This window comes from Bradyrhizobium sp. CCBAU 45389 (assembly GCF_028128625.1).
In the GTDB taxonomy this organism is placed as follows: Bacteria; Pseudomonadota; Alphaproteobacteria; order Rhizobiales; family Xanthobacteraceae; genus Bradyrhizobium; species Bradyrhizobium liaoningense_B.
Window position 1 is genome coordinate 160614 of record NZ_LBIY01000094.1, and the last position, 19296, is coordinate 179909.

The 19296-nt window shown below is 65.2% G+C and carries 20 protein-coding genes; 9 read left to right on the top strand and 11 right to left on the bottom strand.

What is annotated here, in order from left to right; genetic code table 11:
* The first annotated feature begins 10 nt into the window (after positions 1-10).
* The gene (locus tag XH79_RS26120; protein WP_271583440.1) at positions 11-529 is read left to right on the top strand and encodes a flavin reductase family protein; all 519 of its coding nucleotides are present in this window, start codon (positions 11-13) and stop codon (positions 527-529) included.
* Between the two features lie 15 nt (positions 530-544).
* On the opposite strand, the gene XH79_RS26125 is transcribed toward XH79_RS26120, so the two are convergent.
* Positions 545-1495 (bottom strand): helix-turn-helix domain-containing protein, encoded by a 951-nt coding sequence (locus XH79_RS26125; protein ID WP_271583441.1) that lies wholly within the window; start codon positions 1493-1495, stop codon positions 545-547.
* Between the two features lie 258 nt (positions 1496-1753).
* On the opposite strand from XH79_RS26125, the gene XH79_RS26130 reads away from it, so the two are divergent.
* Positions 1754-3007 (top strand): acyl-CoA dehydrogenase family protein, encoded by a 1254-nt coding sequence (locus XH79_RS26130; protein WP_271583442.1) that lies wholly within the window; start codon positions 1754-1756, stop codon positions 3005-3007.
* Between the two features lie 25 nt (positions 3008-3032).
* Here XH79_RS26130 and kynU read toward each other — a convergent pair whose 3' ends face one another.
* From kynU to XH79_RS26155, 5 genes are all read right to left on the bottom strand, one after another.
* Positions 3033-4235 carry a kynureninase gene (gene kynU, locus XH79_RS26135; RefSeq protein ID WP_271583443.1) on the bottom strand — a complete coding sequence of 401 codons (1203 nt, stop codon included), beginning with the start codon at positions 4233-4235 and terminating at the stop codon, positions 3033-3035.
* 8 nt (positions 4236-4243) lie between these two features.
* A complete protein-coding gene (gene kynA / locus XH79_RS26140) occupies positions 4244-5083 on the bottom strand; it encodes a tryptophan 2,3-dioxygenase (RefSeq protein ID WP_271583444.1) in 840 nt (279 codons plus the stop codon).
* A 33-nt stretch (positions 5084-5116) separates the two neighbouring features.
* Positions 5117-5926: an alpha/beta hydrolase gene (locus tag XH79_RS26145; protein WP_271583445.1), complete on the bottom strand. Its 810-nt coding sequence runs from the start codon at positions 5924-5926 to the stop codon at positions 5117-5119.
* Positions 5927-6209: 283 nt separating this feature from the next.
* Positions 6210-7487 carry an ArgE/DapE family deacylase gene (locus XH79_RS26150; RefSeq protein WP_271583446.1) on the bottom strand — a complete coding sequence of 426 codons (1278 nt, stop codon included), beginning with the start codon at positions 7485-7487 and terminating at the stop codon, positions 6210-6212.
* A 52-nt stretch (positions 7488-7539) separates the two neighbouring features.
* Complete coding sequence (locus XH79_RS26155) at positions 7540-8265, bottom strand: pyridoxamine 5'-phosphate oxidase family protein (protein WP_271583447.1); 726 nt, start codon at positions 8263-8265, stop codon at positions 7540-7542.
* Between the two features lie 75 nt (positions 8266-8340).
* Here XH79_RS26155 and pdxR point away from each other — a divergent pair, with 75 nt between their 5' ends.
* Entirely contained in the window at positions 8341-9810 is a 1470-nt protein-coding gene (gene pdxR, locus XH79_RS26160) for a MocR-like pyridoxine biosynthesis transcription factor PdxR (RefSeq protein ID WP_271583448.1), read from the top strand.
* A 67-nt stretch (positions 9811-9877) separates the two neighbouring features.
* Positions 9878-10123, top strand: coding sequence for a DUF6719 family protein (locus tag XH79_RS26165; protein WP_271583449.1), 246 nt, complete (start codon positions 9878-9880; stop codon positions 10121-10123).
* Between the two features lie 13 nt (positions 10124-10136).
* Here XH79_RS26165 and XH79_RS26170 read toward each other — a convergent pair whose 3' ends face one another.
* Together XH79_RS26170 and XH79_RS26175 are read right to left on the bottom strand one after the other, a co-directional pair.
* Positions 10137-10499, bottom strand: coding sequence for a hypothetical protein (locus XH79_RS26170; RefSeq protein WP_271583555.1), 363 nt, complete (start codon positions 10497-10499; stop codon positions 10137-10139).
* Positions 10500-10532: 33 nt separating this feature from the next.
* Positions 10533-10697 (bottom strand): hypothetical protein, encoded by a 165-nt coding sequence (locus XH79_RS26175; protein ID WP_212337157.1) that lies wholly within the window; start codon positions 10695-10697, stop codon positions 10533-10535.
* A gap of 415 nt (positions 10698-11112) precedes the next feature.
* On the opposite strand from XH79_RS26175, the gene XH79_RS26180 reads away from it, so the two are divergent.
* Positions 11113-11322, top strand: a complete 210-nt coding sequence (locus tag XH79_RS26180) for a hypothetical protein (protein WP_271583450.1) — start codon at positions 11113-11115, stop codon at positions 11320-11322.
* A 34-nt stretch (positions 11323-11356) separates the two neighbouring features.
* Here XH79_RS26180 and XH79_RS26185 read toward each other — a convergent pair whose 3' ends face one another.
* Entirely contained in the window at positions 11357-11905 is a 549-nt protein-coding gene (locus XH79_RS26185; RefSeq protein ID WP_271583451.1) for a CreA family protein, read from the bottom strand.
* 204 nt (positions 11906-12109) lie between these two features.
* On the opposite strand from XH79_RS26185, the gene XH79_RS26190 reads away from it, so the two are divergent.
* The 4 genes from XH79_RS26190 to XH79_RS26205 all read left to right on the top strand — a co-directional run bounded on the left by XH79_RS26190 (position 12110) and on the right by XH79_RS26205 (position 16162).
* Entirely contained in the window at positions 12110-13756 is a 1647-nt protein-coding gene (locus XH79_RS26190) for a L,D-transpeptidase family protein (RefSeq protein ID WP_271583452.1), read from the top strand.
* An 80-nt stretch (positions 13757-13836) separates the two neighbouring features.
* On the top strand, positions 13837-14406 hold the full coding sequence (locus XH79_RS26195) for a glutathione peroxidase (RefSeq protein ID WP_271583453.1): 570 nt from the start codon (positions 13837-13839) through the stop codon (positions 14404-14406).
* A gap of 165 nt (positions 14407-14571) precedes the next feature.
* Positions 14572-15597: a polysaccharide deacetylase family protein gene (locus XH79_RS26200; RefSeq protein WP_271583454.1), complete on the top strand. Its 1026-nt coding sequence runs from the start codon at positions 14572-14574 to the stop codon at positions 15595-15597.
* A gap of 7 nt (positions 15598-15604) precedes the next feature.
* Positions 15605-16162 (top strand): dihydrofolate reductase, encoded by a 558-nt coding sequence (locus XH79_RS26205; protein ID WP_212337166.1) that lies wholly within the window; start codon positions 15605-15607, stop codon positions 16160-16162.
* Positions 16163-16164: 2 nt separating this feature from the next.
* Here the strand turns inward: XH79_RS26205 and XH79_RS26210 are convergent, their stop codons facing one another.
* Complete coding sequence (locus tag XH79_RS26210) at positions 16165-16617, bottom strand: DoxX family membrane protein (protein ID WP_212337168.1); 453 nt, start codon at positions 16615-16617, stop codon at positions 16165-16167.
* 301 nt (positions 16618-16918) lie between these two features.
* Complete coding sequence (locus tag XH79_RS26215) at positions 16919-19228, bottom strand: NADP-dependent malic enzyme (protein ID WP_271583455.1); 2310 nt, start codon at positions 19226-19228, stop codon at positions 16919-16921.
* Between the last annotated feature and the right edge of the window lie 68 nt (positions 19229-19296).

Consider the following 19296-nt stretch of genomic DNA (forward strand, 5'->3'; position numbering starts at 1 on the left):
CGAGACTGTCATGGACCGCTCCGAGCCGCCCTTCGACGCGATGTCGAGGGCCAACGCCTTCAAGTCGGGCATGCGGAGATTTGCCTCCGGCGTCGCGCTCATCACGAGCGCCGCCGCCGGACAGCGCGCCGGGCTGGTTGCAACCGCGATCAGCTCGGTCAGTACGGCGCCGCCGACCCTGCTGGTCTGCATCAACAGGAGCGCCTCGGCGCATGACGTCATCGATCGGTCCGGCGTCTATGCCGTCAACCTGCTGGCCGCCGCCGACCTCGAACTGGTCGATGTCTTTTCAAAATCGGCGCGCCGCGCAGAGCGGTTCACGTCCGGCGATTGGCAGGCGCTGATATCAGGCGCGCCCGTGCTGGCTTCGGCGCTCGCCGCGTTCGACTGCAAGGTGGTGCAGCGGCTGGCCTACGAGACCCACACCATCTTCCTGGGCGAGGTCTTGCAGGTCTCCCTCGCCGAGCAGGACGTCGATCCCCTGCTCTACATGGACAGCGCATTCAGGCGGCTGGAGCGGGCCGCCTGACGAAACGCCGGCGGTTCACGCGCCCTCGCTGCGATATTCCCGCGGCGTCTTTCCGAACCGCTGGCGAAATGTCCGGCTGAAATGCGAGAGGTCGTTGAAGCCCCAGCGCAAGGCGATCTCGGTCACCGTCTCACTGTCCGCCTTCCGCTTCACGAAATCCCTGGCGCAACGCTCGAGGCGCTGCTCCAGGACCAGGCGGCCGAACGAGCGACCGCCCTCCTCCAGCACCTTGTGGAGATAGCGCACGGAGATGCCGAAATGGGCGGCGACCTTGGCCGGCACCAGCTCGGGATCGGCGACGTTGGTCTCGATGTGAGAGACCAGCGAGGCACATAGCGCCTGCCGCGCGGAGCCTTTCGCCATCTCCTGGGCAGTCTGCGTCGCACCGAGCGACATGGCCACGAGCTCGACCATGCTGCTGCTCAACGTCGCACCGGTCGGCGACAGCCCCTCCACATTGCGGACGATCGACTTGAGCAGATCGATGGCGACCGTGCTGATGCCGCCATTGTCGGCGACGATCGTGGCCGTCGCCTTGTCCGGATTGCGGAGCAGCGGACGCAGCAGATGCCGCGGAATCCGGAACGAGTACTGCTCCCAATCGTCACTGCAGTAGTCGTTGAGATAAGGCTCCGTCGAATCCACGATCGAGAACTCGCCGGGATTGAGCAGCGCGGCACGACCGCCCTGCTGCATGCAGCACTGTCCCCGGAGCTGGAGATTGAGGAAATAGACTTCGGTCGGCATGCGGCTGATCTCGGAGCGCCCGCGATAGATCTTCTGACGGCCGGACGAGATGGTGGTGACGTTGATCGTCGAAAGCGGATGGGCGGTGACACGCCCGGCAAAGCCGCCCGCCGCGGGCTCACGCACCGGATTGAGCGCGATATAGGCCTCGCAGAGGACCTCTCTCCAATAGCTGAACTGATCCCGCTCGGGCAGATCGTTCGTGGTCCAGGTCTCCATGGCAAATCCTCGACACAGAGTGAGACTGGCCTCTGAAAAAGCACTTTCCATGCCAGAACGGCAACAGCCTGCAGCACAAACATTCGGCAACCGATGAGACAGAAAGGCTGCCCGATACGGCCTGTTCACTGTCAGCACAAAGCCCGGGCGCTGTCGGGCAAGACCGTCGTTGCGCCCGCGCTTAGCCTTCCTTCCGTCAATCGAGGCGCGCCGTGAGACGGCGGCGCGTCGACATCTCGACGTCTTGAGGAGGAAGCCATGCCTATCGATTTCACGCTCAGCCCGGAACAGGCCGCGCTTCGCGAAGGCGCACGCAGCTTCGCCAACACCGTGCTGAAGGACGTCCGGCCGACGATCCGCCAGTACAGCAGGCCGGACGAGCGCTTCTATGCAACGCGGCCGTTTCACAAGAAGGCGGTCGAAGCCGGCTTCGTCAAGGGACTGTTTCCGAAGGAGGTCGGCGGCACCGACGTTCCCGCACTCGACTTCGCCATCGCCGCCGAAGAGCTGGCTGCGGTCGACGTCAACGTACCCAGCACGCTGCTCGGGACCGGCCTCTGCGTCAAACCCATCGTGTTCTTCGGGACCGAAGCGCAGAAGAAGCGCTTCCTGCCCGACTTCATCGAGGATGGAACCCGGCTCGGCGCGCTCGCCTTCACCGAGGTGACGGGCGGTGCAAACTTCGATGCGCCCGATCCGCGCTTCGGCGTGAAGACCTTTGCCAGGCGCGAGGGCGACGAATGGGTCATCAATGGCGAGAAGCACTACACGACCAATGGGACAGGCTGGGACGGCAAGAACTGCCATCTCTATGCCGTGGTGTGCCGGACCGATCCGAGCAAGGGTGCGCAGGAGTCGCTAGCCGTCATCATGGTGCCGGGCAACCTGCCCGGCATGCAGGTGACGGGAATTCTGGACACGGCAGGCCACCGTGCAACGATCTCGCCGCGGATGAAGTTCGAGAATGTCCGCGTCCCCGCCGACAACATCATCGGCAAGCCTGGCGACGGGGTCAAAATCGTCTCCACCAATTTCGCGTGGACTGCCGCGCTGATCGGCGCCGCCTGTGTCGGCGTAATGCGCGCCGCCTTCGATCATGCGCTCGCCTTCGCCAGGAAGGATGCCCGCTCCGGGCCCCACCCCATCATCGACTATCCGACGGTCGGCTATATGCTGGCCGACATCAAGATGAAGATCGAGGCCTGCCGCTACCTGACCTGGAAATCCTGCCAGCAATACGATCTGTCGGGCGGAAAGGAGCACGAGCTCGCCGTGATGACGAAAGTGTTCTGTTCGGAGACCTGCGTGGACGTCGTCTACGACTGCATGCGCCTGGTCGGGGTCGACAGCTACACCGACATGCACCCGCTGGCCGAACTCATGAACGATGCGATGTGCTTCCCGCTCTATGACGGCGGCAACATGGGAGCTCGCCGCCGGCAGCTCCACAGCATCATCAAGAGCCCGTCCTACGACCCGCATTTCGCGCCTTACGGCACGCTCGGTGCATGAACGCTTGTGAGGATCGGCTCGCCGCTCACGTCACGGCGTTCACGACCTGGTATTCCGGCCGGCGCCACACCTCGCCCGCGATCACGTCCTCGATGATCTCGGCCGCCCTCATCACTTCGCTCTCGCCGATATAGAGCGGCGTGAGGCCGAACCGCATGATGTCGGGCGCGCGGAAATCGCCGATGACACCGCGGGCGATCAGGGCCTGCATGGCGGCGTAGCCGCCCTCGAAGGCGAAGGAGACCTGCGAGCCGCGGCGCTCATGCGCGCGCGGGGTGACGAGCTTCAAGGACGGGCAGCGGCGCTCGACCTCGGCGATCAGGAGATCGCCGAGCGCCAGCGAGCGGGCGCGGACCTCGGCGATGTCGACGCGGTCCCAGATGTCGAGCGAGGCCTCCAGCGCCGCTATTGCCAGCACCGGCGGGGTGCCGACGCGCATGCGCTCGACGCCGCCGGCGGCGGCATAGGCGAGCTCGAATGCAAACGGTTTTGCGTGGCCCATCCACCCCGACAGCGCGGCGCGCGCGGTGTCGGCGTGGCGCGGCGCGACGTAGAGGAAGGCCGGCGCGCCGGGGCCGGCGTTGATGTATTTGTAGGTGCAGCCCGCGGCGAAATCGGCGCCGCAGCCGGCGAGATCGACCGGCAGCGCACCGGCCGAATGCGCGAGATCCCAGACGGTGACGATGCCGAGCGCATGCGCTTTGGCCGTCAGCTTCGCCATGTCGTGGCGATGCCCGGTGCGGTAGTCGACCTCGGTGATGTAGAGAACCGCGATCTCCTCCGACAACGACGCCTCGATCTCCTCCGGCGCCACCAGGCGCAATTGATGGCCGCGCCCGAGCGTCGCGATCAGGCCCTCCGCCATGTAGAGATCGGTCGGGAAATTGCCGGTGTCCGACAAGATCACCTTGCGCGAGGCGTTCATGTCGAGCGCGGCGGCAAGTGCCTGGTAGACCTTGAGCGACAACGTGTCTCCGACCATCACGGAGCCGGCTTCCGCGCCGATCAGCCGCGCGATGCGATCGCCGACATGGCGCGGCTGGGCGTACCAGCCTGCGGTGTTCCAGGCGCGGATCAGCTCGTTGCCCCATTCGGTCGTGATGACGCGATTGACGCGCTCGGCAACGCCCAGCGGCAGCGCACCGAGCGAGTTGCCGTCGAGATAGATCACGCCGTCAGGCAGGTGGAACAGAGCCTTGGTATCGTCATAGACGCGATATCTGGTCATGAGCATTTCTACAGAATGGTGCGGACGCGCCAGAGTTCGGGAAACAGCTCAACCTCGAGCATGCGCTTGAGATAGCTGACGCCGCCGGTGCCGCCGGTGCCACGCTTGAAGCCGATGACACGTTCGACCGTTGTCACATGGTTGAAGCGCCAGCGCCGGAAGTAGTCCTCGAAATCGACCAGCTTCTCGGCGAGCTCATAGAGCATCCAGTGCGTCTCCGGCGCCTCATAGACGATACGCCAGGCCTGCAGCACACCCTCGTTGAAGCTGTGGGTCTCGCGGACGTCGCGCGCCAAGACCGCCGCCGGCATCTTGAGCCCGTTGCGGTCCGCGAGCCTGAGCACCTCGTCATAGAGGCTGGGCGTCGCCAGCTCGGCCTCGAGCAGCTTCGTCGTCTCCACGTCATGCGCGTGCGGCTTGAGCATCGCATGGTTGCGATTGCCGAGCAGGAATTCGATCAGCCGGTACTGGCGGGACTGGAAGCCAGAGGACTGGCCGAGCTGGGAGCGGAAGCGTGTATATTCGCTCGGCGTCATGGTGCGCAGTACGTCCCAGGCGTTGTTGAGCTGCTCGAAGATCCGCGACATCCGCGCCAGCATCTTCATCGCAGGGGCAACCTCGTCCTTGGCGATGGCGCGGCGCGCGGCGCTGAGCTCGTGGATGGCGAGCCGCATCCAAAGCTCCGTGGTCTGATGCTGGATGATGAACAGCATCTCGTCATGGGCCTCCGACAACGGATGCTGCGCGCCAAGGATCGAATCCAGCGCGAGATAATCGCCATAGGACATGCGCCGGGCGAAATCGGTCGCGGCGCCTTCGCTTGCGGGATCGTAATCGTTGGACGTCATGGCTGGCCCTCCCGATCGATCATTCCGGCCTCGTCAATCGAGGCCGATCAGGCGCGCGGTGATCTGCGACGACGGATCCTTGAGCCCGTCGATGACGGTGAAATGGTTCAGCGCAGGCTCGACCACGAGGCGCGTCGGCACGTCGAAACCGGTCCAGACATTGGCCAGCAGGTCGGACTGGCGGATGAATTCGGGCCGCTCGCCGCCGCCGACCCAGGCGGTCACGGGCGAATGGCCGCGCGGCCGATGCAGCGCCGCGCTTTCCAGCGTCGCCTCCTCCAGGGTCATGCCCAGCGTGTCGTTCATCCTCGTCTTGAGCAGCGGACGCAGATCGTGCAGGCCGCTGATCGAGAGCGTGCCGGCGATGCGGTTGAAGACCGCAGGTTCGAGCCGGCTGTCGTCGCACAGCATGCGGGTGACGAGATGGCCGCCGGCCGAATGCCCGGCGAGCCGGATCGGGCCGGAGACGAGCGAGGCGGCCCTGGCGATCGCGGCGGTGATTTCGGCGGTCATGTCGGAGATGCGTGCGCCGGGGGCCAGCGTGTAGCTCGGCAGCGCGACGGTCCAGCCATGATGCCGTGCACCTTCGGCCAGATCGGTCCAGGTCGACTTGTCGAAGCGCATCCAGTAGCCGCCATGGACGAACACGACGAGGCCCTTGCTGTCGCCGTCAGGCAGGACCAGGTCGAGCGTCTGGCGCTCACCGGAGCCATAGGCGATGTCGGCGCGGAAATTCTTCAGCCCGGCGCGGTAGGCCGCCGCCCGCTCGGCCCATTGCGCGGGCATCTTGTCCGAGCCCGGGATATGGGCCGAATTGGCGTAAGCATCATCCCAATCGCGCATCGTGGCTCCCGAGGACTCGGCCGGCGAACAGGACGCCAGTCTGCCACCGGCGCGGCCGGCATCCTAGTCTTTATTTTAAGCTTAAAGGATTTGGATCCGCTCGTGTTTCGGGCAAAGGGGCTCCAGCCGAGATCCCGTAGGTGGGCAAAGCGACTTGTCCGCCGTAGCTCGAAGAGCGAAGGCGGAAGGGTGCCCACGTACTTGGTCATGTCGGGGTAGAACTCGTGGGCACGGCGCAAGTGCGCCTTTGCCCACCCTACGAGAGCTGTGCCTGAGGCGACCGCTACGCCTTCTCCACCCCGCACCACTCCGCGATGAACAGGGCCATCGCCTTCGTGGTCTTCTTCAGCGAATCCAGGTCGACATATTCGTTGAAGCCGTGCATCTCGCCGCCGCTGGCGCCGAAACACAGGCTGGGGATGCCGTGGTTCAGACCGTAGAAGCGGGTATCGGTCAGCGCAGTGAAGACGAGATCTTCTGGCATGCCGCCATAGACCTTGTTGAAGGCCTTGCCGAACGCAGCCTCCGGCTCCGCCGCGCCGGTGAGTTCATAGCCCTCCGACAGGAAGCCCGACCATTCGATCTCCGGCGGATTGTTGGCGAGGAAACGGTGGTTGCGCGAGGCGGCAGCGACGCAGGCCGCGATCTCCTTCTGGTGATCGGCGACCGACCAGCCCGGCAGGATCGCGATGCGGCAGTCGACGTCGCACCAGGCCGGAACGCTGGAGGCCCAGTCGCCACCCTTGATGATGCCGGGGTTGAAGTTGATGGGATGGTTCAGCGTCTTGAAATGGCGATCGGCCTTGGCCCGCTCGTTCCATTCGATCTCGAGCTTCTGCAGGGCATGAACGAGATGATAGGCCGCCATGATCGCGTTGGAGCCTGAGCCGGCAAAGGCGACATGGGTCGGGTGGCCCTTCACGCGCAGGCGAAACCAGATCACGCCGACCTGCGAGCGCACCATCTTGCCGCCGGTCGGCTCCGGGATGAAGCAGGCATCGGCACGATAGCCGCGCTGGAGAGTCGAGAGCGCACCGACGCCGGTGCTCTCCTCCTCGATCACGGATTGAAAATGAATGCGCGCCGTGGGCTTGAACCCGGCGGCCTTGATTGCATCGAGCGCATAGAGCGCGCCGATGGTGCCCGACTTCATGTCGCAGGCGCCGCGGCCGAACATCTTGCCGTCCTTGATGACAGGCGAGAACGGCGGCGTGTCCCACAGCTCCAGAGGCCCTGCCGGTACCACATCGCAGTGGCCCTGGAGGATCAGCGATTTGCCGGCCTCGGTCGTAGGACGATACGTGCCGACCACGGTTCGCGCCTTGGAGAAATCGTGCTCGATCGGGCCGAAGCCGCGCAGATCCTTCAAATCATCGACATTGATGTGCCAGTCGTCGACCTCGTAGCCGCGTTCGCGCAGGAGGTCGCCGATCATGTCCTGGCAGGGCCCCTCCGCCCCGCGGGTCGAGGGGATCGCGACGAAGTCTCGGGTGGTCGCAAGCTGGGCTTCGAAGCCGGCATCGACGGCGTCAAGAATCCTCTGCTGCGTTTCGGCGTTCATCAGGCAACTCCGGGCATCCAATTGGTCAATGGCGCGCGCAAGCTAGCCGATTTCAGCCGTTCGGGTACTCCACAAAATAAGCATCCCGCAATGCATCTTCGAGCAGTCGGCCTTCCGAATAGCCATCGAGCGTCGCAGGCCGGCTCACGCCGTCGAGCAGCCGCGGGCAAGGTTCCGGCGCGCCGAGCACGGTCCGCACCGGAATGCGCTCGGCATAGATCGGCAATTCATAGTCCTCGTCGTCGTCCGCAACACCCTTGGCGCGGACTTTTGCAGATGCCTCCTCGATCTCCATGGCGATGAAGGAGGTCGCCTTGATCTCCTGCGCGGTGCTCGCCCGCAGGCTCGCGGTGCGGTCCGGGAAGAAGCGGTCGACCATGGCGATTACGGCGCGCTCTTTCTCGTCCGCGTCGGTGACGAGATAGGCGGTGCCGAACGCCATCACCGCGCGGTAATCGGCCGAATGATTGAAGCCGCAGCGCGCCAGCACGAGGCTGTCGAGATGGGCAACTGTCAGGCAGACACGCTCGCCTCCGGTCTGGTTGCGCAGCATGCGGCTCGCGCTCGAGCCGTGCCAGTAGAGCCTCGTACCCTCGCGCCAGAAGAAGGTCGGCGTGCAATAGGGCTGGCCGTCGATCACATAGGAGACGTGGCACAGCATCGAGGAATCCAGGATGCGATGGACGGTGTCGTGATCGTAGAAGCCGCGGTCGTGACGGCGCTTCACCTGGTTGCGCGCTGAGGTCGGATACGAATTCGAGATTTCGGTCTGGCTCACGGCCGCTCCTGTCGGGATTGGAACACTTCCAGAGCAGTTGTAGCGTTGGATTTGGTCTGCGATAGTGCCAATTCCATGCGAAAAATTCCGACCAATTCTCCTGCGCCTGCCAAGGCGGAGCTGCCCCTCGACCTTACCGGTCCGCACATCACGGCTGGCGCCTCCGCCGCGCACCGGCTCTACCAGGCGCTGTGCGAGTTGATCGTCTCAGGCCTCATCAAGCCCGGCGAGCCGCTGCCGCCGTCTCGCACGCTGGCGAAGCAAACCGGCTTCCGGCGCAACGCCGTCGTCACCGCCTATGAGCGGCTGATCGCCGACGGCTTTGCCGAGGCGACCGTCGGCTCCGGCACTTTCGTGGCCGCGCGGATTCCGGCGCGCACAACTGAACCGAAGAAGCCGAAGGCGAAGGTGGAAACGCCAGGGCAAGGCGCCTTCGCGCTCGGCTGCACCCATATCGACGAGCGCGCCGTGCAGCGTTTTCGCGCTTTCGTCGGCCGGCGCATGCGCGCGTTCGGGTCCGAGCATCTGCATTATGGCGATCCCCGCGGCAGCGGCGAGCTGCGCGCCGCGATCGCCGACCATCTGCTGTCGGCGCGCGGGCTGCGCTGCGATCCCGATCAGATCATGCTCACGTCAGGCACGCTGCACGCGCTGCGCATCGTGCTGAGCGCGATCCTGAAGGCGGGCGATCAAGTGTGGTGCGAGGACCCAGGCTACCCCGCCGCACGAAAAACCATCGTGCATTGCGGCTATCGTGCCGTGCCCGTTCCCGTCGACGAGCACGGCATGCGCGTCGCCAAGGGTCGCACGGCTGGGCCCAACGCACGCGCGGCCTATGTGACGCCGTCGCACCAGTTTCCGCTGGGCGTGCAGATGTCGATGCCGCGGCGGCTGGAGCTGCTGGACTGGGCCAGGCAAGCCGGCGCCTTCGTGCTGGAGGACGATTACGACAGCGAGTTTCGCTATGACGGCGCCCCACTGATGTCGCTTGCCGGCATCGATCACCTCCAGCGCGTGATCTACATGGGCACGTTCGCCAAGACGCTGTTTCCGGGCCTGCGCATCGGCTATTGCGCCCTGCCCGAGCGCCTGATCTCCGAGGTGACCGCCGCCCGCGCCGCGCTCGACCGCTTTCCCGGCACGCTGATGGAAGGCGCGGTGGCCGACATGCTCAATTCCGGCGCCTTTGCCGCGAACCTGAAGCGGGTGCGAAAGCTCTATCGCGAAGCGCGCGATGCGCTGGCCGCGACGTTGGAGGCGAGGTCCGACGGCCTATTGTCCGTGCCGGTGCCATCGCAGGGCCTGCATCTTGTCGCCCGGTTCGATCCATCGGTCGAACTGGCGGTCGCAGCCGAGGCGAAGCAAGCCGCCGGCGCGGAAGGCTGGCTATTGGCCGACACCTATTCGCGCGCACGGCCCCTGCCCGGCTTCGTGCTGGGATTTTCCGGGCATGCGGTTCCGCAACTCGTGGCATCCGCCGAGCGGCTCGCACGGGAATCGCGCGCCGCCTTGCGCGCAAAGGGCAAGTCAGCCCGCCGGGCGTGACGAAGCTTCACTATGAGAATCGCCCGTCGCTCCCTAGATTGCGGCATCGATGCCGGGACCTCACATCATGCCGCTGCGCCACGCGACCTGCCTCTCGCTCCTGTTCTTGATTGCGTTTGCCTCGACGGCACGCGCAGCCACCATCGGACGCGAACAGGACATCGTGGATCTGAAGCTCGGCCAGCGCGTGCTCGTGGACGACGGAACCTGCCCTGCCGGGCAGGTCAAGGAAGTGCGCGGCGCGAAGATGACCGACAAGGGCGTCTCGCGCACGAGCTCCTGCGTGCCGCGGCACGGACCGAAAACGAAATGATGATCTGAGAAAGCTACTTCGCCGGATCGAACATGCACTGAAGGGTCGGCTTGGCGATCTTGGTGAAGGTCGGGCCGATCTCGCTTTGTTTTGACGTCGGCACCCAATCGGTCTCGATCGTCGGCACGCCGGTCTCGCTGATGCCGCGCAGCAGCGCTTCGCGCAAATCGCGATCCTCGACAACAGCGGCGGCATGGTCGTGCAGGCAGCCGCAGACTTCTTCCGGATGCTCCCAGCGTCCCAGCATGCGCGGCGCACACTGACGCACGAATTCACCGCGTGGATCCGGCAGCCGCGACGGCGCGCGCACCTGCGCCTGCACGGAATTGATCGTCAGAAGAGCGATGAACGCCGCGGCGCAGAATCGAAGCAACATGATGGCCATTGCCGGCTGATTTCTGGTTGGCGATCAGAAGCGGGCAGCGACAACGATCGGCTGCGGCGCCGGCGTCATGACCGGCGAGCCGGAGTACTGGAAGGTGCCGATGCCAGGAAGATTGCCATCGGGCATGCCCGCGAACGAGGAACCGGCGAGCACAAAGCCGAACGCAAGGATAAAGCTGAGCGCGCGCATGGTCTTGTCCCTCAATTCCGCGGCCGGCGGTACGCCGTCGTCGTTGCGAAGCTGATAACCATGGGCGGTTTCGCGCGTGATGCGCCAAAATCGGAAAATGGTTTCATCCGCGTGCGAATTGTTTCGTCCCGTCCGAGGCGACGAAACAATTCTCGGAAAATGCCAATCATTTCAGTCACGTCGCTCGGCGGCTCAAGGCGGCCTCGCAAGCGCTGTCGCAGTGCGCAACGGTACCGGACGCTGGCATCGTCATGCGCCCGCCTTGCACGCTTCACATGCGTTTTACGTTTTTCTGCTGAAGAGAAGCCAAAAGAGGGCTGAGTCCCGTCGAACCGGGGACGCGTCGGCCGCGACCCAAGCCATCGAAACCGAGACGCCGGGATCACCGGCCGCATCCACGTGAGGAATGGCCATCATGATGGCGCAAGATCGCGCAACGCCGCGCGAGGCGGACCAACGGACGGACCGCGGAGATCAACGACTGGTTCGCAGCCGCGCCACTTCGGCGAACGAAATGGCGCTGCAATCGAGCCGCGGCTTCGAAGCCGCACCGCAGATGTTCGTGCGGCTGACCGGCTCGCATCTCGCAAAACCGCGCGTCAGCCGCGAAGGCGTCACTGAGTGAACGCGAAGGCGTCACTGGAGTGAACGCAAGAGCGTCACTGAGTGAAGAATTCACCGCACTTCTGGACGTTGGCGTCAGCCGGTCCCCACGGCATGATCGGCACGGTCGATGTTGAGTTCTTCGGCGAGCCCTCGATCAGCTTGTCCGAATAGACCATGTAGACCAGCACGTTGCGCTTGGCGTCACAGCCGCGCACGATCTGCATCTTCTTGAAGAACAGTGAGCGACGCTGACGGAACATATCGTCGCCCTGCTCCATCTTGGCCTTGAATTTGATCGGACCGACCTGGCGGCAGGCGAGCGAGATGTCCGAGACTTCCTCGGCAAGGCCGAGCCAGCCCTTGAAACCGCCCTTCTCCGGCACGGTGAAATGACAGGCGACCCCCTCGACTTCGGGGTCGTCGAGGCCATAGGTCGCGAGCTTATCGTTCGGGCTCATCCATTTGAACACGGTGGAGCGGCGGAAGATGAGATCGGGCTCATCGGCGGCGGATGCGGAAGCCAGCGGGGCGACCAGGGCCAGGAGGAATAAAGCGAGGCCTTTCAAGCGGATGCCGGAAAGACCGGGGAAACGAGATGACATGAAGTTCTCCGGTAACAAGTCCCCGCAATGTAGGTATCGGCTGGCCGGTCAGGAAGACGACGGCAAGCCGGGCGTGGCCGCCGTTTACCCCTCCGTGAGGCTTTTTTGTTACGTCTTGGACAAAAGTAGCTGATGGCAGAACCGCCATGCTGTTGAACGCGTATCCCCTCTGCGAGACTAATGATTTGGATTATGGATTCGAGGATGAATAGCGTGAACGAGTCCGGTTTTGCCGCCAAACCAGCGCGGATTTGGCAGGTCGCCATCTTGACGGCGGCGGGCGTGATCGGAACGGCAAGCCAGGCTGACGCTGCGTTTTATTATTGGACGGATTATTCCGACGGGTCCTATTACGCCCGGCAGGATCGGCATCCCGAAATACCGCGCCAGAAGCCGCAGAAGCGCGGCACGGCCGGCAAGAAGGAGATCGTTGCCGAGAAGGAGGCCGGCGCCAAGCCGCAAGGTCCCCTCGTCATCGTCGTCTCGATCGACCGCCAGAAGGTGACGATCTACGACAGCAAGGGCGTGTTCGCGGAATCCCCGGTGTCGACCGGCATGAAGGGCCATTCGACGCCGATGGGTGTGTTCAGCGTCATCCAGAAGCACAAATTCCACCATTCCAACATCTACAGCGGCGCCCCGATGCCGTACATGCAGCGGATCACCTGGTCCGGCGTCGCCATGCATGCCGGCGTGCTGCCGGGCTACCCGGCCTCGCACGGCTGCATCCGCATGCCGATGGCGTTCGCGGTGAAGATGTGGAACTGGACCAAGATGGGTGCGCGCGTCATCGTCGCGCCCGGCGAGATGACGCCGCACACCTTCCAGCATCCGCTGCTCGCCTCGGTGCGCGTGCCGCCGCAGCCCGCGGCAAGCCTGGAGCCGCAGACCAATGTCGGCGACAAGGCCGACAAGGGCGCGGCTGCCAAGGTCACTGATGCCAATGTCACTGATGCCAAGCCGGTCGAAACCAAGACCGCGAGCGCCGATGCAGCGCTGGAGCTGCGCTCATCGGTCGGCCACACTGTCATGTCGGACATCACAACGGGCAACGCAGCCGCGCGCAACGAAGCCGCCGCATCGACGGACAAGGTTGACGTGCCTGCGACGTCCGAGACGAAGACCGCCGAGGCATCCGATGCGTCCAAGCCGCGGTCGGAAGACGTGGCGAAGCCGGCGACCGGCGACAAGGTCGAAGCTGCCAAGAGCGACACACCGAAGTCTGACGCGCCAAAGTCAGAAGCGGCGAAGCCTGAGACGGCGAAGACTGAAGCTGCCGATTCCGCCAAGAAGCCCGACGCCGCCGTTACGGCTACGGCGCCCGCACCGGACGCCAAGAAGGACGAAACCCGCCTCGCCGATCCCGCACCGGCGGCAAAGCCTGATACCCCCAAGCGGGCCGGCCAGATCGCCGTCTTCATCAGCCGCAAGGATTCCAAGCTCTATGCGCGGCAGAACTTTGCGCCGCTGTTCGAGGTGCCCGTGACGATCGCTCCGAGCGACCGGCCGCTCGGCACGCACGTGTTCACCGCCGAAGTCGACAAGGCCGATTCCAATGCGCTGCGTTGGTCGGTGGTGTCGCTGCCCGTCACCGCTCGCTCCGCCGCGCGCGAGGATGACGGCCGCGTCGCGCGCCGCCGGGGTGGCGCCGCCGTGATCCCCGTCGCTGCAAAGCCGGTGGTGACGCCGGACAGCCCGACTGAGGCGCTCGACCGTATCTCGGTCCCCGCCGACACCATGGTGAAGATCAACGAGATGCTGACCTCCGGCGGCTCGATCATCGTCTCCGACCAGGGCATCAACCAGGGCGAGACCGGCGAAGGTACGGATTTCATCGTTCGTCTGTACTAGCACGCGATAACGCGGTGTTGAGCGACCCGGTCACGCCGCCGGAGTAACATCCGTCCCGGATCATTTCGGGGGACGCCGTCATGATGAACCGCAGGACATTGCTCATCGCGGCGCTGGCAGGCGCAGCCGCGCCGATGACGCGCGCCTACGCCGATGCCGGCATGAGCCGGATCTCGGCCTATGCCTTCACCTTCCCGGCCTTATCCGGAGACGACATCCGCCTCGCCACCTTCACCGGCAAACCGCTGCTGGTGGTCAACACCGCCTCGCTCTGCGGCTACACCCCGCAATATGCGGGCCTGCAGGAGCTCTGGGGCGAGTTTCGCGAGCGCGGGCTGACCGTGATCGGCGTGCCCTCCAACGACTTCGGCGGCCAGGAGCCCGGCGGCGCCGGCGAGATCACGGAGACCGCGCACCACCATTATGGCGTTACCTTCCCGATCACGGGCAAGGCGGTGGTGGTCGGTGCCAAGGCGCATCCGTTCTATAAATGGGCGGCCGAGGCGCGCCCCCGCGAAGTTCCGCGCTGGAACTTCCACAAGTACCTGATCGGCCGTGACGGCTATATCGCGGATGTGTTTCCCTCCGCGGTCGAGCCGACCGACACGCGGATCAAAACGGCCGTCGCCAAGGCACTGGCCGCCAGCTGACACGACACGGGCCCAATCGGGTTGGGCACAATTGTGGCGGGATGCCAAACAGCCGTTGCAATGGCGAGGGCCCACCATCTAGGCTAGGATCGTTTGGGGCGGGAAGGTTTGGCCGGAGGCGAAAAGCCGCGGCGGAACAACGGGATCAATCTCGAGGATAACACCATGCGCGTGGCGGCAGGACTGATTTTGGCAAGCGCGATGTCTCTAGCGATGACGGGCGCGGCATGGTCGCAGACGCCGGCCGCCAAGCCCGCCGCCGCCACCCCAGCCGCACCGGCGGCAGCACCGGCCGCCGCAGCGCCCGCTGCGGCTCCGGCAGCTGCACCCGCAGCTGCCGCCGCGCCGGCAGGCTTCGTCAATCCACCGCCGCCGAAACAGGCGCCGCAGCCGGCGCGCGCGGCCTGCAACACGCAAGGCGCGCTCGGTGTCGCCCGCACCGTCGAGATCGACACCACCGGCGGTCCCGGCTTCGGCTTCGAGCATTTCAAGGAGCTCGACTTCCTGCGCGACAAGGAGGTGGTGCTGACCTTCGACGACGGCCCCTGGCCGAAGAACACGCCCGCCGTGCTGAAGGCGCTTGCCGACGAATGCACCACCGGCATCTTCTTCTCGATCGGCAAGCACGCCACCTACGAGCCTGAGATCCTGAAGCAGGTCTATGCGGCCGGCCACACCGTCGGCACCCACACCTGGTCGCACGCCAACCTCAACAACAAGAAGCTCACCGAAGCGCAGCGCAAGGAAGAGATCGAGAAGGGCCTTTCCGCGGTGAAGTGGGCGCTCGGCGGCATCTCGCCCTCGCCGTTCTTCCGCTTCCCCGCGCTCCAGCATCCGCCGGAGATGGTCACCTATCTCGGCAACCGCAACACCGCGATCTTCTCCTGCGACATCGACTCCTTCGACTTCAAGGCCTCGAAGCCCGAGAAGGTGATCGAGACCGTGATGAAGAAGCTCGACGCCAAGGGCAAGGGCATCATCCTGATGCACGACTTCCAGAAGCACACCGCCGAAGCCCTGCCCGAGCTGCTCAAGCGCCTGAAGGCCGGCGGCTACAAGGTGGTGGCGATGCGCGCGAAATTCCCGGCATCGACGTTGCCCGAATACGACCAGGAGCTGCTCAAGGACGTCAAGCTGCCGACGGTGAGCCAGCGTCCGGTCAATTCCGTGGTGACGACCGTTTCCGAATAGCCTGCACTTGTCTTTCCGTATCGAAGGCTACGTCATCGTCTCCGCGGACGGCATGCTTGCTGATCCGTCGCATATCATGCCTGAGACGTTGAAATTCGAAGGCGACAAGCTGTTCTTCGAGCAGGCGCTCGATCGCGCCGCGCTGATCGTGCACGGCCGGCACTCGCACGAGCAGCAGCCGAATTCGCCGAAGCGCAAGCGCCTGATCCTCACCCGCAAGATCAAGCCCCTCACCGTCGATCCGGAGATGCCGAACGCGACGCTGTGGAATCCGGATCACGCCAGCTTCGAGGAGGCCTGCGCCTTCGCCGACGTCGCCGCCGGCACCGTCGCGATCATCGGCGGCCCCGTCGTGTTCGACATGTTCATGGACCGCTACGACACGTTCTGGCTGTCGGAAGCCCCCCACGTGCGGCTCCCCGGCGGCGAAGGCTGCTTTGTCGGCGTGCCCGAGCGGACGCCGCACCAGGTGCTGGCGTCGCACGGGATGAGGCCGGGCGCGCCCTACCTGCTCGATGCGGCGTACGATGTCACGGTGACGCCGTGGCGTAGGGTGGCGGACTAGCCCTACACGTCCCCGTAGGCCGCCTCGGCCGGGCGCGTGGTGCGGCCATAGCCGATGATCATGCAGAGCGCGCCGATGATCGAGAGGTTCTTGAGCGCATCCACCAGCATCTTGGCGTTGTCGGGCGGCACCTGGTTCCAGAAGTCGTAGAACAGGACGGTTGCGACCGCGACGTAGATGATCAGCAGCATCGCAAAGAAGCGCGCGCCGAAGTTCAGCGCGATCATCAGGCCTGCGATGACCTCGAGCCCGCCGACCGCGATCGCCAGCAGCTGCGGCGTGGTCATGGCGGTCGCCGTCTCGACCTGCTTGGCGTAGGGCGCAATCGCGTCAGGCACCACGACCTTGGTGGCGATGAAATCGGCGGTCGCCTGGATGGCGAACAGCTTGGTGGCGCCCGTGTAGATGAACAGCACGGCGAACAGGATCCGCCCGAAAGTCACGAACGCTGGCATGATCGGCCTCTTGGCTCAGGCTTTTTGAAATCGGAACTCGGACGAAAGCGCGAGGGATTATGATGAGTCGTTCGCCCGTTTACAAACGGGGAAATCGCGAACTGAAAGCAATTCAAAAGCACGCCACAGGTACGGTCCCCTTCTCCTCTTGCGGGAGAAGGTGGCGCGGAGCGCCGGAGGAGGGGTATCTCTCCGCGAATTCAACGATAGTGGGACTCGCGGAGAGATACCCCTCACCCGTCTCGCCGCTACGCGGCGAGACGCCCTCTCCCACAACAAGGGGAGAGGGTAAGATCGCCCCTTACGTAAACAGCGTCGGCTGCTGCCGCGCCGCGCGCTCCTGCGCCTCCACGACCGCGACCGCGGTCATGTTGAGGATGCCGCGCGCGGTCACCGACGGCGTGAGGATGTGCGCCGGGCGCGCCGGGCCGACCAGGATCGGGCCGACGGGCAGCGCGTCCGCCAGCGACTTGATCATCTGATAGGCGACGTTGGCGGTGTCCAGCGTCGGCATGATCATGATGTTGGCCTCGCCCTCGAGCTTGGAATGCGGCAAGACCATGCGGCGGGCGGCGGCGGAGAGCGCGGTGTCGCCCTGCATCTCGCCGTCGGCCTCGATCTCCGGATGCTTCTCCTTCAGAAGCTGCGTCGCCCGGCGCATCTTGCGCGAGGATTCGGTGTCGTAGCTGCCGAAATCCGAATGCGAGACGAAGGCGATCTTCGGCTTGATGTTGAAGCGCTGGACGTGGACCGCGGCGAGCGAGGCGATCTCGGCAAGCTCCTCCGCGCTCGGATTGGGGCGGACCTGCGTGTCGGCGATGAAGAAGGCGCCCTTGCTGGTGATCAGCAGCGCCAGCGCCGCATAGTCGCTGATCCCCGGCGAGAATCCGACGATCTCGCGGACATGGCGCAGATGGCTCATGTAGCGGCCCTCGACGCCGCAGAGCATCGCATCCGCCTCCCCGCGCGTCACCGCGAGCGCGGCGATGACCGTGTTGTTGGTGCGCACCACCGTGCGGGCCGCATCGGGCGTCACGCCGCGGCGGCCGGCGACCTCGACGTAGGACTGCACATAGGAGCGGTAGCGCGGATCGTCCTCGGGATTGACGAGATCGAAATCGCGGCCGGCCTTGATCGAGAGGCCGAAGCGCTTGATGCGCGCCTCCACCACCGACGGGCGGCCGACCAGTATCGGCGTCGCCAGCTTCTCCTCCAACACGACTTGCGTCGCGCGCAGCACGCGCTCGTCCTCGCCTTCGGCGTAGATCACACGCACCGGCTGGGTCTTGGCCTTGGCGAACATCGGCTTCATGACGAGGCCGGAGCGGAAGGCGAAGCGCTCGAGCAGCGCAGCATATTCGTCGAAATTGGTGATGGGACGCGTCGCCACGCCGGACTCCATCGCGGCCTTCGCAACCGCAGGCGCCACGCGCAGGATGAGCCTTGGATCGAACGGGCTCGGAATGAGCGAGCCCGGACCAAAGCCGCCCGCCTCGCCGGTGTCAAAGCCCTGCGCGACCGCATCGGACGGCGCCTCGCGCGCGAGCTGTGCGATGGCCTCGACCGCGGCGTGCTTCATCTCCTCGTTGATGGCGCTGGCGCCGACATCGAGCGCGCCGCGGAAGATGAAGGGGAAGCACAGGACGTTGTTGACCTGGTTCGGATAGTCGGAGCGGCCGGTGCAGATCATGGCGTCGGGGCGCACCTTGCGCGCCTCCTCCGGCATGATCTCCGGAGTCGGATTGGCGAGCGCCATGATCAGCGGCTTCTCGCCCATCGCCTGCGCCATCTCCGGCTTGAGCACGCCCGGTGCCGACAGCCCGATGAAGATGTCGGCGCCGCCGATGACGTCGCCCAGCGTGCGCTTGTCGGTCTTCTGCGCATAGACCGCCTTCCAGCGGTCCATCGAGGTGTTGCGGCCCTCATGCACGAGACCATCGATGTCGCAGACCCAGATGTTCTTGCGCTGCGCGCCCATCGACACCAGCAGATTGAGCGTCGCGATGGCCGCGGCCCCTGCCCCTGATGCCACGATCTTGACGTCGGACAGCTTCTTGCCGTTCAGGCGGAGGCCGTTGGTGATGGCGGCGGCGACGATGATCGCGGTGCCGTGCTGATCGTCATGGAAGACCGGGATCTTCATGCGCTCCTTCAGCCGCGCCTCGATCTCGAAGCATTCCGGCCCGCGGATGTCTTCCAGATTGATGCCGCCGAAGGTCGGCTCGAGCGCCGCCACCGTCTCGACCACGCGGTCGATGGTGTCGGCGGCGATCTCGATGTCGAACACGTCGATGCCGGCGAATTTCTTGAACAGGACGGCCTTGCCCTCCATCACCGGCTTGGAGGCCAGCGGGCCGATATTGCCGAGGCCGAGCACCGCAGTGCCGTTCGAGACCACGGCGACCAGATTGGCGCGGGTGGTGAGCGTGGCGGCCTCGGCCGGGTTCTTGGCGATCTCGGTGCAGGCAGCCGCAACGCCCGGAGAATAGGCCAGCGCGAGGTCGCGCTGGTTGGCAAGCGGCTTGCTCGCCTGGATCTCGAGCTTTCCGGGGCGCGGCAGACGATGGTAGGCGAGCGCCGCCTGGTGGAGATCATCAGAATAGGACGACATGCGGTGTCTCGCCTCGCGTTACCGGCCTCAAAAATGCACGATCCGGAGCGGCCGTCCAAGCGGACGGT

What these genes read in the sequence shown, in the direction of transcription:
- XH79_RS26120 (WP_271583440.1), top strand. Translation starts at nt 11, where the DNA reads ATGGACCGCTCCGAGCCGCCCTTCGACGCGATGTCGAGGGCCAACGCC.
- XH79_RS26125 (WP_271583441.1), bottom strand. Translation starts at nt 1,495, where the DNA reads ATGGAGACCTGGACCACGAACGATCTGCCCGAGCGGGATCAGTTCAGC.
- XH79_RS26130 (WP_271583442.1), top strand. Translation starts at nt 1,754, where the DNA reads ATGCCTATCGATTTCACGCTCAGCCCGGAACAGGCCGCGCTTCGCGAA.
- kynU (WP_271583443.1), bottom strand. Translation starts at nt 4,235, where the DNA reads ATGACCAGATATCGCGTCTATGACGATACCAAGGCTCTGTTCCACCTG.
- kynA (WP_271583444.1), bottom strand. Translation starts at nt 5,083, where the DNA reads ATGACGTCCAACGATTACGATCCCGCAAGCGAAGGCGCCGCGACCGAT.
- XH79_RS26145 (WP_271583445.1), bottom strand. Translation starts at nt 5,926, where the DNA reads ATGCGCGATTGGGATGATGCTTACGCCAATTCGGCCCATATCCCGGGC.
- XH79_RS26150 (WP_271583446.1), bottom strand. Translation starts at nt 7,487, where the DNA reads ATGAACGCCGAAACGCAGCAGAGGATTCTTGACGCCGTCGATGCCGGC.
- pdxR (WP_271583448.1), top strand. Translation starts at nt 8,341, where the DNA reads ATGCGAAAAATTCCGACCAATTCTCCTGCGCCTGCCAAGGCGGAGCTG.
- XH79_RS26165 (WP_271583449.1), top strand. Translation starts at nt 9,878, where the DNA reads ATGCCGCTGCGCCACGCGACCTGCCTCTCGCTCCTGTTCTTGATTGCG.
- XH79_RS26170 (WP_271583555.1), bottom strand. Translation starts at nt 10,499, where the DNA reads ATGTTGCTTCGATTCTGCGCCGCGGCGTTCATCGCTCTTCTGACGATC.
- XH79_RS26175 (WP_212337157.1), bottom strand. Translation starts at nt 10,697, where the DNA reads ATGCGCGCGCTCAGCTTTATCCTTGCGTTCGGCTTTGTGCTCGCCGGT.
- XH79_RS26180 (WP_271583450.1), top strand. Translation starts at nt 11,113, where the DNA reads ATGATGGCGCAAGATCGCGCAACGCCGCGCGAGGCGGACCAACGGACG.
- XH79_RS26185 (WP_271583451.1), bottom strand. Translation starts at nt 11,905, where the DNA reads ATGTCATCTCGTTTCCCCGGTCTTTCCGGCATCCGCTTGAAAGGCCTC.
- XH79_RS26190 (WP_271583452.1), top strand. Translation starts at nt 12,110, where the DNA reads ATGAATAGCGTGAACGAGTCCGGTTTTGCCGCCAAACCAGCGCGGATT.
- XH79_RS26195 (WP_271583453.1), top strand. Translation starts at nt 13,837, where the DNA reads ATGATGAACCGCAGGACATTGCTCATCGCGGCGCTGGCAGGCGCAGCC.
- XH79_RS26200 (WP_271583454.1), top strand. Translation starts at nt 14,572, where the DNA reads ATGCGCGTGGCGGCAGGACTGATTTTGGCAAGCGCGATGTCTCTAGCG.
- XH79_RS26210 (WP_212337168.1), bottom strand. Translation starts at nt 16,617, where the DNA reads ATGCCAGCGTTCGTGACTTTCGGGCGGATCCTGTTCGCCGTGCTGTTC.
- XH79_RS26215 (WP_271583455.1), bottom strand. Translation starts at nt 19,228, where the DNA reads ATGTCGTCCTATTCTGATGATCTCCACCAGGCGGCGCTCGCCTACCAT.